The sequence below is a fragment of the Pseudomonas syringae group sp. 243L2 genome (assembly GCF_032587875.1).
Taxonomy (GTDB): domain Bacteria; phylum Pseudomonadota; class Gammaproteobacteria; order Pseudomonadales; family Pseudomonadaceae; genus Aquipseudomonas; species Aquipseudomonas amygdali.
Genome location: NZ_JAWHPL010000005.1, coordinates 23669 through 33611, shown reverse-complemented (window position 1 = coordinate 33611; position 9943 = coordinate 23669). Strand labels below are relative to the sequence as shown.

The 9943-nt window shown below is 60.9% G+C and carries 11 protein-coding genes; 3 read left to right on the top strand and 8 right to left on the bottom strand.

Annotated elements, in window-relative coordinates; genetic code table 11:
- Nucleotides 1–124 precede the first annotated feature (124 nt).
- Together RYB66_RS03300 and RYB66_RS03295 are read left to right on the top strand one after the other, a co-directional pair.
- On the top strand, nt 125–1537 hold the full coding sequence (locus tag RYB66_RS03300; protein WP_117140018.1) for an aspartate aminotransferase family protein: 1413 nt from the start codon (nt 125–127) through the stop codon (nt 1535–1537).
- A gap of 81 nt (nt 1538–1618) precedes the next feature.
- The gene (locus RYB66_RS03295; protein ID WP_003304661.1) at nt 1619–1837 is read left to right on the top strand and encodes an MbtH family protein; all 219 of its coding nucleotides are present in this window, start codon (nt 1619–1621) and stop codon (nt 1835–1837) included.
- A 450-nt stretch (nt 1838–2287) separates the two neighbouring features.
- Here RYB66_RS03295 and RYB66_RS03290 read toward each other — a convergent pair whose 3' ends face one another.
- Genes RYB66_RS03290 through RYB66_RS03255 form a run of 8 tightly spaced genes read right to left on the bottom strand, consistent with a single transcriptional unit; the run spans nt 2288 to nt 8491 of the window.
- The gene (locus RYB66_RS03290) at nt 2288–3205 is read right to left on the bottom strand and encodes a metal ABC transporter substrate-binding protein (protein WP_005782918.1); all 918 of its coding nucleotides are present in this window, start codon (nt 3203–3205) and stop codon (nt 2288–2290) included.
- Nucleotides 3206–4105 (bottom strand): metal ABC transporter permease, encoded by a 900-nt coding sequence (locus tag RYB66_RS03285; protein ID WP_005770695.1) that lies wholly within the window; start codon nt 4103–4105, stop codon nt 3206–3208. It lies immediately after the preceding gene.
- Complete coding sequence (locus RYB66_RS03280; protein WP_316893795.1) at nt 4105–4869, bottom strand: metal ABC transporter ATP-binding protein; 765 nt, start codon at nt 4867–4869, stop codon at nt 4105–4107. The genes RYB66_RS03285 and RYB66_RS03280 overlap by 1 nt, the downstream gene beginning before the upstream one ends.
- A complete protein-coding gene (locus tag RYB66_RS03275) occupies nt 4866–5798 on the bottom strand; it encodes a metal ABC transporter substrate-binding protein (protein ID WP_316893793.1) in 933 nt (310 codons plus the stop codon). The genes RYB66_RS03280 and RYB66_RS03275 overlap by 4 nt, the downstream gene beginning before the upstream one ends.
- A gap of 35 nt (nt 5799–5833) precedes the next feature.
- Nucleotides 5834–6400 (bottom strand): DUF6162 family protein, encoded by a 567-nt coding sequence (locus RYB66_RS03270; RefSeq protein WP_316893791.1) that lies wholly within the window; start codon nt 6398–6400, stop codon nt 5834–5836.
- Nucleotides 6397–6729 carry a hypothetical protein gene (locus tag RYB66_RS03265; protein WP_004664615.1) on the bottom strand — a complete coding sequence of 111 codons (333 nt, stop codon included), beginning with the start codon at nt 6727–6729 and terminating at the stop codon, nt 6397–6399. Before RYB66_RS03265 ends, RYB66_RS03270 begins: the two co-directional genes overlap by 4 nt.
- Nucleotides 6726–7268: a hypothetical protein gene (locus RYB66_RS03260; protein WP_005734059.1), complete on the bottom strand. Its 543-nt coding sequence runs from the start codon at nt 7266–7268 to the stop codon at nt 6726–6728. The genes RYB66_RS03265 and RYB66_RS03260 overlap by 4 nt, the downstream gene beginning before the upstream one ends.
- Complete coding sequence (locus RYB66_RS03255) at nt 7265–8491, bottom strand: PepSY-associated TM helix domain-containing protein (protein ID WP_016982538.1); 1227 nt, start codon at nt 8489–8491, stop codon at nt 7265–7267. The genes RYB66_RS03260 and RYB66_RS03255 overlap by 4 nt, the downstream gene beginning before the upstream one ends.
- A 296-nt stretch (nt 8492–8787) precedes the next feature.
- Between RYB66_RS03255 and RYB66_RS03250 the strand changes: the two genes are divergently transcribed.
- On the top strand, nt 8788–9765 hold the full coding sequence (locus RYB66_RS03250; protein WP_005746825.1) for a TauD/TfdA family dioxygenase: 978 nt from the start codon (nt 8788–8790) through the stop codon (nt 9763–9765).
- Nucleotides 9766–9943: the final 178 nt, after the last annotated feature.

Below are 9943 nucleotides of genomic sequence, written 5' to 3'. Positions count from 1 at the left end.
CTCGTTACCGGGTGTAAATCCGCAGCTCGCTGGCGCGTTTTCAAGGGAAGGAATAAACGCCTGAGCCCGCATGGCCAACCGTCATGCATCAGGTCATTCAACCAGCGTATTGAGGGTTGCACAGATGTCAGTTGCTACCAGGCTTATCGATGATCAGTTGACACGGGTTGCCCCGGCAGCGGCTGAAACGCTCTACCAATTCGAAGAGTCGCCATTGCTGGCGCGGCAAAATCGCCAGGAATCCAATGCGCGCAGTTACCCGCGGCGTATCCCGCTGGCGCTCAAGCGAGCCAAGGGCATTCACGTCGAGGATGTCGAAGGGCGGCGCTTCATCGATTGCCTGGCAGGCGCGGGCACGCTGGCGTTGGGGCATAACCATCCAGTGATCATCGAAGCGATTCAGCAGGTGATCAGTGATGAGTTGCCGCTGCACACCCTGGACCTGACCACGCCAGTCAAAGACCAGTTCGTTCAGGACCTTTTCGGTCTGTTGCCCCCAGCGCTGGCCGATGACGCGAAGATTCAGTTCTGTGGCCCGACCGGCACCGATGCGGTGGAAGCCGCGTTGAAACTGGTACGCACTGCCACGGGACGCAGTACGGTACTGTCGTTTCAGGGCGGTTATCACGGCATGAGCCAGGGCGCGTTGAGCCTGATGGGCAGCCTGGGGCCGAAAAAGCCGCTCGGCGCGTTGCTCGGCACAGGCGTGCAGTTTCTGCCGTACCCCTATGATTACCGCTGCCCGTTCGGGCTTGGCGGCGAACAGGGCGTGCGCGCCAACCTGCATTATCTGGAGAACCTGCTCAACGACCCGGAAGCCGGTGTGCAGTTGCCTGCAGCGGTCATTCTTGAAGTGGTGCAGGGCGAGGGCGGGGTCATTCCTGCTGACCTGGACTGGTTGCGCGGCGTGCGGCGTATTACTGAAAAGGCCGGTGTGGCGCTGATTGTCGATGAGATCCAGAGCGGTTTTGCCCGCACCGGCAAGATGTTCGCCTTCGAACACGCCGGGATCATCCCGGACGTCGTGGTCATGTCCAAAGCCATCGGCGGCAGCCTGCCGCTGGCGGTGGTGGTCTATCGTTCATGGCTCGACACCTGGCTGCCAGGTGCCCACGCAGGAACTTTCCGTGGCAACCAGATGGCGATGGCTACCGGTTCGGCGGTAATGCGCTATCTTCAGGAACACAATATTTGCGAGCACGCGACGGCGATGGGCGCGCGTCTGTCCAGGCACTTGCATGCCTTGCAGCGTGACTTCCCGCAACTGGGCGATATTCGCGGGCGCGGGCTGATGCTGGGTGTCGAATTGGTCGATCCGGCCGGTACGCGCGATGCGCAGGGTCATCCGCCGGTATTTGCCCGTCTGGCCCCGCTGGTCCAGCGCGAATGCCTCAAGCGCGGGCTGATTCTGGAACTGGGTGGTCGACACGGCAGCGTGGTGCGCTTCCTGCCACCGCTGGTGATCACCGCCGAGCAGGTCGACGAAGTGGCCGAAATCTTTGGTCGCGCACTCAACGCCGCTGTCGCACAGCTTTAATTTTTCGACGTAGCGATACGTTCAATCCCTATAGCTGCTATGAATTGGCACAGCAGCACTGAACCAACACGGAGAGCAGCAATGACTTCAGTATTCGATCGGGAAGACATCGTCTTTCAAGTTGTGGTCAACCACGAAGAACAGTATTCGATCTGGCCCGACTACAAAGCCATCCCCAACGGCTGGCGCACCGTTGGCAAAAGCGGCTTCAAGAAAGAGTGCCTGGCCTACATCGAAGAAGTCTGGACCGACATGCGCCCCCTGAGCCTGCGCCAGAAAATGGAAGCGCAGACGGCCTGATTGGCTGGTAGACCAACCAGGCTGTCGTGCGACGCTCCGCGTCGTCATGCCGTTCGGGACGCTCCGCGTCCTCTTGCGACGCAGAGCGTCGCGACCTGCATTCCCACGCTGGAGCGTGCGGAACGATAATCTCAACTATCGTGCCGATGCTCCGCGTCGTCACGCCGTTCTGGACGCTCCGCGTCCTCTTGCGACGCAGAGCGTCGAGACCTGTATTCCCACGCTGGAGCGTGCGCAACGATAACTGACTATCGTGCGACGCTCCGCGTCGTCATGCCGTTCTGGACGCTCCGCGTCCTCTTGCGACGCAGAGCGTCGCGACCTGCATTCCCACGCTGGAGCGTGCGGAACGATAATCTCAACTATCGTGCCGATGCTCCGCGCGGCTATCGTGCGACGCAGAGGTTCGCGACCTGCATTCCCCACGCTGGAGCGTGAGCAACGATAAGCTCACCCCTTGCCAGCCAGCACCTCGATAACCCCCTGAATATCCCCCTGCAACTCCGCCAGCGGATCAGCGCCATCAATCCCCAGCACCAGCAACGTGCTGCCTGCCGCTTCAATTGCAGACTTCACCGCTTCTGGCGGCTGACGATGATCAAGCACCAGCGCCACGTCGTTATCCTTGAGGGTCGCGCTCAGTTTGCTCAATGCCTCGGGCGTCCACTGTTCGTCGGTCAGCACTAGGCTGTCGATCAGCTCCAGATTCAGCCCGCTGATCAGGTAGCCGAAGCGGTCTGACAAACTCACCACACTTAAATTGTCGGCACCGGCCAGTGCCGCTTCGCTGCTGGCACTCAGTTTGAGCAGTTGCTGCTTGAACGCCGCCAGATTGGCCTCGATCTTCGGCTTTGCGCTCGGCGCCAGGCGCACAAGGTCCGCCGCCAGCACATCGGCCATGCGCCCCATGTTGTTGCTCGCCAGCCACGGCTGACTGTTCAGCCCGTCAGTGCCCTGGCCCGGCTGCACGGCAATCCCCGGTAAACCACCGTCCACCGGGCGGGCTGCATCAATTTCGACGATGCGAATATTACTGCGGCGTGCGTTCGGGTAAAGCGGGTCATCGGCCCAGATCGACCGCAAGCCGATTACCGCATCGGCGTTGTTCGCCAAGCCGCGCAATGCATCGGCACCGCGCCCTGTGAAGTAAGCAGTCTGGCGCGAGCCGGGCAGGTTGGCCGCGGCAGCGCGTTCCAGCATTACACCGCTGTCCTTGAGCAGAATTTCCCCCAGCCCGTAGGTAATCGGCAGGCTGGCCAGCACCCGTACCGGTTGAGCGCTGTCGGCTTTGGCGTCGGCGGCATACAGGCTGTTGCTGAACAGGCCGGTCATGGCCAGCGCCAGGGTCAATGTACGTAAAGTAGGCATTTATCCAATATTCCCTTTCAGGCCGGGCAGCGTGCCGCGGGCGATGGCGGCCAGGGCAAAGGCAACGCCAGCCACCAAAATGATCGCCGCGCCGGACGGCACAGGCAGGTCGAAGACGATAGGCAGCAGAATGCCGCACAGGGTGCTGACGGTAGCAATCGCCACCGATATCCAGAAAAAGCCTTTCAGCGACTGGCTCAACAGGCGTGCCGCCGCCGCTGGAATCACCAGCAACGCTCCGACCAGAATCGCGCCGATGACTTTCACGGCTGCAACAGTGATCAGCGTGACCAGGATCACGAACAGGTAATCCAGCGTCTTCACTGCCACACCGCGCACTGCAGCCAGTTGCGGATTGAAGCTGGCCAGCATGATGCGGTTGTATAACGGCAGGCTCAGGCCCATGACCAGCGAACCAACGATCAGCAACACCAGCAGGTCATTGCCGTTGACAGTCAGTACCGAGCCGAACAGCACGTTTTCCAGAATGTGCACGTTGATCTTGCCGGCCAGCACCAGCAGCAGGCTTGCGCCGAGCGCAAGGGACACCGAGAGGAACACGCCAATCAGCGTGTCCGGTGCCAGTCCGGTGCGGTTGCGCAGGTAGTTGAGGACGATACCGAACAGCAGGCAATAGCCGAACAGCGCGCCATAAGGCCCGGTGTACGGCTCACCGAGCAGAATACCGATGGCCACGCCGGTCAGTGCCGCATGGCCCACCGCTTCGGAGAAGAACGCAAAGCGCTTGACCACCACCAGCGTGCCCAGACCGCCCAGCACCGGACCGATCAACAGGCCCGCAAGCAGGGCGTTGACCACAAAGCCATAGGCCAGCGCCTCCGGCAGATAGCCGGATGAAGCGAGGCCCTGAATGAACAGGCGAAACGTTTCGTAATCCATCACGCAGCGCTCCCGTTAACGGCATCGGCAGTGCGCGGATGAGCAGAAAACAACGTCAGCAGGCGTTCCGGCGTCAGTGCTGTGGCGGCAGGCTCGTCGAACAATACGCGGCGATTGAGCCCGGTCACCTGATCCGCCAGCCGCCGTACTGCATCCAGATCGTGCTCGATCCACAACACGGTGATACCGCTTCGGCGCCAGTCACCGAGCAGGCGCTCGAAGACTTGAATCCCTGCTTCATCCAGAGCCGACATCGGCTCATCCAGCACCAGTAATTGCGGCGCAGGAATCAGCCCCTGCGCCAGCAGCACGCGCTGCCGTTCACCACCGGACAACGCGCCCATGCGCCGCTTGCGCTTGTCCTGCATGCCGACCCGTTCCAGCGCATCGCCAATTGCTGCCGCGTAGTGTTTCGACAAGCCCAGAAACGCCGGGCGTCGCTGGCACATGGCAGCCATGAAATCGTCGACGGTCATCGGCAGGCCGCGATCGAACTCCAGCGCCTGCGGCACATAGCCAATCAGGCCCGGCGCGGCAGGCCATTGCAGGCTCAATTGGCCTTGATGCGGTGTCTGCCCGAGCAGGGTCTTGATCAGCGAGCTTTTGCCGCCGCCGTTCGGCCCGACCAGCGCGTGTACGCTGCCAGCGCGCACGTTGAAATGCACGCGGTCGAGAATCGTTGTGCGGCCCAGGGTCAGGCTCACCTGGTTAAACTCGATGCCTGGCCCCTGGCTGACGATGTCGAGGCTCTGCGCGACAGTCATGTGCCCGACTCCTGAATGGCCCGCACCACGGTGTCGAGGTTGCCGGCCATTTCCTTCTCGTACTTGTCGGCGGTGTATTCGCCATAGGAAATGTGTGACAGCGGGTACAGCTTGACCCCGGATTCACGCTGGATGGTGTCGACGTAAGTGGACGGGAAATCCATCTCCGAGAAGATCACCTTCACGTCCAGTTCGCGCAGTTGGTCGATGGTCTTTTTCAACTGGCTCGGGCTGGGCTCGATGCCATGTGCCGGTTCCACCACTGCTGTCACTTCCAGGCCGAATTCACGCAGCAGGTAGTCGTAGGCGGCGTGTACCGTGGCCACGCGCAGGTCGGCGTTGGGGGCCTTGGTCAGTTTGGCGAGGGCGTCGGCGCGCATCTGCCGCAGTCGCTTGCCATAGGCGCGGGCGTTGGCAGTGTAGGTTTTGGCGTTGTCCGGGTCCAGCTTGCCCAGCTCGCGGGCGATGTTGTTGACCTGGGCGATGGACGCGCTGATCGACAGAAAGGTGTGCGGGTTGACCACCTTGCCTGCGCCGCGTGCTGCAACCCCGGTGGCAGCCAGCAACGGCACGTCGGCGTTGGCTTCGATGGTCTTGATGTTCGGCGTTTCGCTGGCCGCGATCATGTGGTCGGCGAAATCGTCGTGGCCGACGCCATTGAGCACGATCACGTCCAGCGAACCGATGCGTTTGATGTCCTCGGCGCGCGGTTCGTAGGCATGCGGGTTGAAACCGGCCGGGATCAGCGGCACGACGTCGGCCTTGTCACCGACAATATTGCTCACGTAGCTGTAATACGGGTGCAGCGTGATGCCGATGCGCAGGCGCTTGGCCGGGTCGGCGGCGTAGCTGGACGGTGCCAGCAGGGCGGCAAACAACCCTGCCAACAGGACGCGCAGCAAGGGACGGCGTTTGAATGAAATAGGCATGGGCAAGCGGTCTTCTTTCAAAGGAATGCGAAGTTTCAGTGTGGGTGCTGACGGGTTACGCCAGCATCGAATTGCGCGACGACCTGTTTCCAGCCCGCGTCGACCAGGGCTTTGTCGCCGAGGTCGCTGACAGGTGCGATGGAGGCGCTGCGGTTGATCCAGATGTCAGGCTGGTTGTCCGAATCGATGCGCATCAGAAACGAGCCGGCCACGTTCGGCGTCTGGCTCAGGCCCAGATAGGACTGCTCGACCATTTGCCACTCGTGACCGCCACGGCTCACCGAACTGGCGTCCTGGGCGAACGGCGCAAAGCCCTCGTCACCCAGTTGTTGCGGGGTAACAGGGGTTTGCTGTTCGGTTGCCAGCAGGCGAATTTCGTCGAGGGTCACGCGCAGGTCGGCGTAGATGCCTTGTTCGGCAGCGGTCAGGTCTCGTCGCGCATCAAGTTGATGGCTGGCAAGGCTGTGTGTTTCCTGAGTATCACGGTGCAGGCTGACGACTCCGGCCGCGACGCCGAGGATCAGTAGGCACAGCAGCAGGACGTACAGGGTTTCATGCCCGGCGCCGGCCGGGCGGACGATTTGTCGGGTTGGCGCACTCATGGGCTGGGGATGTCCGCCTGATCGATTTCCACCACATGGCCGGGGCCGGCATCGAACAGCACATAGAACTCGGAAGCCGGACGCTTGAAGGTCACGGTCGAATCCTCACCGAGCTTGCCGGGCACCAGAATGGTTTCGTCGTAGCCGATCACGTCGAGGGTCACGCCCGGTGCGCCACTGCCGTCGGAAAAACCGCCGGTGCAGCGAATCTGCTCGTTGTCGATCTGTTTGCATTCGCACATCGGGTTGTGCGCCAGTGCGTTGCCACTCAAGCCAAGCAGGCACAGGGCACTGGCCGTCAGCCAGCGCAGGGAAGGGCGGGCACTCATGGTTTGGCTCCTTGTTTTTTCAGCCACGCCACGGTGGTGGGCGAAGCCTGTTGCAGCGGAATGGAAGTCTGATGCACGGCGCCGTCCCAGCCTTCCATGGTGATCCACAGGTCTGAGTCGGGGCTGGTGTTTTCGGGAATCTGCATGAACGCACTCATGCGGTAGCCACCGCCAAAGAAAATAACCCCGGCGGTGCGCAGGCTGCGTGGTTTGCCGATGCGCAGGTAAGTGGCCTTGACCCGGTCGATGCAGGCGTTGCACAGCGCGGCATTGAAGCTTTTCATGTAGCCCGACGGACCGGACAGGCGCGGGGCTTCGTTACGGTCTTCGGCCAGACGCAGGCTCCACGGGCCGACCTGAATCTCGCCGACGTCGCGTTGGCCAAGGCCCTGATCGCCGCGATCCAGCGCGTTGTCGGAGAAGTACTTGGGCATGAAGCCCAGCGGAATCAGCACCAGCAGCACGTTGATGTGGAAGCGCCACTTGTACCAGAAACGACTCAGCGACGATGCAGGTTGTGCAACAGCGGCCTTGCTCACAGGCTGTTCTCCGGGGTGCGGGTCGCCAGTGGCGAGTGGGTGGTGTCCGGAGTCGATGCCGGGGTGAAGGTGGCCGGGCTGGTTCTGGACTCACGCTTGAGGGCATTGAGCGTCGCCAGCGCGGTGCGCTTGCTCCAGATCAGCAACCCGCTGAGCACCATCATGCTCAACAGCAGGCCGAAGAACGCCCAGATCAGCTTGATCCAGATACCGCCGAAGTCGCCGGTGTGCAGTGGGCGCATGGATTCGGTGACGAACTCCAGCTTGTTGCGGTCCGACAACAGGTGTGACGCTGCGATTTCGCCACTGTACGGGTTGATTTCGGCGGTCTGAAACATCAGCGGATACCAGCTGCGCCCGCCAACCTGCATGTTGCTGTAGGCATTGAAGGGCGGAGTGATGAAGCTTGCTTCAAGACCTGGAATCCGCTCCTTGGCGATTTCCACGGCCTTTTCCAGACTGATGGTCTGTGCCGGGCGGCCGTCGGCAGTCAGCGGCACGGCGCTGTGTGGAATGATCGAGGCAACCTGGGATTTGCTCGAGATACTGATCTGGTTATCGCCAAGAATTGCCTGAATCAAAAACCACGTGCCGGTGATGGAAATCACCGCAATGAACCAGATCGACCACACGCCGCTGAGGCGATGCAGGTCGCCCCAGAAAATCCGCGGGCCCTGGCTGAAGCGTACCGGCTTGAAAAAGCCGCGCCAGAATTTCTTGTAGACCACCAGCCCGGTCACCAGCGACGCGAGCAGGGGCAGGCCGAGAATCGACACCAGGTACCAGCCCCACGAATAGCCATTGGTGAACGGCACCAGCCACCAGCCGTGCAGCGCGCGGGTGAAGCGGCGGAAGTCGAACGACGGCGTGAGGCCCTGAATCACCCCGGTGTAAGGGTTGACGTAAGCCGGCACCGAGCGGCCGTCCGGGTAGGTGACGAACACGCTCAGGGCGAAGTAATCGCCGTCAGGCTGCATGATCGTACCGACGATGAGGTCCGGCTCGTTGCGCTCGATGGTTGCGCGAATCTGCTCGAAGCTCATGCGCTGGGCGTCGTCGGAGGGGCGGTTGTCACGCATCTCCGGGTTGGCCAGCCACATGATTTCCTTGCTGATGACCGCCAGCGTGCCGGTCACACAGACGATCAGCACAAAAAACCAGATGGGCAGGGCAAGCCAGCTGTGGACGAGAAACCAGATTTTTGAACGGGACTTCTTCGACATGGATAAACAATCTCGATTCACGATGTAAAGCAGCCGCAAAGCGACTCCTTCTGTCTGTACGCGCGGGCGATATAAAGCCTCGCATTCAATTAAAGACGAATGAGAATGAGATTCCTGTAGGAATATTTTGCGTTTAAATGAAAAAAATTGTTTCAGAGCTACCGGAATCCCCCGTATGGCACAGGAAAAGGGCTTGGACGGCTAATTTTCTCGTGGCGAAGTACGTTCAATCTGGACATTGGTGTTGCGCCAGGCCGCAGGGGCTCGGGCGCTTTTGCCATCAAGGGAGAGACATCATGAGTCATGCGTTGAGTTTGGATATCCGGCCGCTGCTTGCAGGGGCGGGCAGCTTGCCCATGCTGGTACAGGCACCCGAACCCGGTCTGGACTTGATGGAAGCGCTGGGCGAACTCAAGCCACTGGTGGCCGCGCACCTGTACAGCGCGGGCGGCATTCTGTTTCGCGGCTTCGACGTCGGCGGTGCGGAAGCGTTTCGTGAGTTCGCTGCCGGTTTCGGCGATCCGCTGCTCAACTACGAGTTTGGCTCCACGCCGCGCAGTAACGTGACCAAGGGTGTGTATACCTCCACCGAATACCCGGCGCATCAGAGCATCCCGTTGCACAACGAGCAGGCCTACACGCTGGACTGGCCGATGAAGATCTGGTTCTACAGCATGATCGCGGCGCAGACCGGTGGCGAAACGCCGATTGCCGACAGCCGTGAGATCTACCGGCGCATTCCGGCGCGTATTCGTGATCGCTTCATCGAAAAGAAGCTGATGTACGTGCGTAACTACGGCAACGGGCTCGATGTGGAATGGAGTCAGGTATTCAATACCGAAGATGAGTCCGTGGTCGAAGCCTACTGCCGGGCGCACAACATCGAGTGCGAATGGAAAGACGACGGCGAACTGCGCACCCGGCAGATCTGCCAGGCCGTGTCCCGCCATCCAGTGACCGGCGATACCGTCTGGTTCAATCAGGCGCACCTGTTTCACATCTCCAACCTGCAACCGGAAGTGCGCGAAACCCTGCTGGATGTCGTGGATGAAGAAGACCTGCCGCGCAATGTTTACTACGGCGACGGCTCACCCCTCGAAGAAAGCCTGCTGGACGAGATTCGTGGCGTGCTCGACGACTGCACCGTCAGCTTTCCATGGCTGGAAAACGACGTACTGATGCTCGACAACATGCTCACCGCCCACTCCCGTGCACCGTTCACCGGCAAACGCAAAGTGGTGGTGGCCATGGCGCAGGGGCATTCGGATAAGTAGTTGTTTATTGATTTCCGTGCCAACGCTCCGCGCCAGCGTTATACCCCGGTCCTGCAGAACTCAAGTAATCGTGCTTTTGTGGGAGCGGACTTGTCCGCGAAGACGGTAGTTCAGCCGGTACATTTTTGGAGAATGTACCTGCCCTTTCGCGAACAAGTTCGCTCCCACAAGGTTTTAA

Excerpts from the sequence above, each read along its gene's own strand:
- RYB66_RS03300 (WP_117140018.1), top strand. The coding sequence starts at position 125 with ATGTCAGTTGCTACCAGGCTTATCGATGATCAGTTGACACGGGTTGCC.
- RYB66_RS03295 (WP_003304661.1), top strand. The coding sequence starts at position 1,619 with ATGACTTCAGTATTCGATCGGGAAGACATCGTCTTTCAAGTTGTGGTC.
- RYB66_RS03290 (WP_005782918.1), bottom strand. The coding sequence starts at position 3,205 with ATGCCTACTTTACGTACATTGACCCTGGCGCTGGCCATGACCGGCCTG.
- RYB66_RS03285 (WP_005770695.1), bottom strand. The coding sequence starts at position 4,105 with ATGGATTACGAAACGTTTCGCCTGTTCATTCAGGGCCTCGCTTCATCC.
- RYB66_RS03280 (WP_316893795.1), bottom strand. The coding sequence starts at position 4,869 with ATGACTGTCGCGCAGAGCCTCGACATCGTCAGCCAGGGGCCAGGCATC.
- RYB66_RS03275 (WP_316893793.1), bottom strand. The coding sequence starts at position 5,798 with ATGCCTATTTCATTCAAACGCCGTCCCTTGCTGCGCGTCCTGTTGGCA.
- RYB66_RS03270 (WP_316893791.1), bottom strand. The coding sequence starts at position 6,400 with ATGAGTGCGCCAACCCGACAAATCGTCCGCCCGGCCGGCGCCGGGCAT.
- RYB66_RS03265 (WP_004664615.1), bottom strand. The coding sequence starts at position 6,729 with ATGAGTGCCCGCCCTTCCCTGCGCTGGCTGACGGCCAGTGCCCTGTGC.
- RYB66_RS03255 (WP_016982538.1), bottom strand. The coding sequence starts at position 8,491 with ATGTCGAAGAAGTCCCGTTCAAAAATCTGGTTTCTCGTCCACAGCTGG.
- RYB66_RS03250 (WP_005746825.1), top strand. The coding sequence starts at position 8,788 with ATGAGTCATGCGTTGAGTTTGGATATCCGGCCGCTGCTTGCAGGGGCG.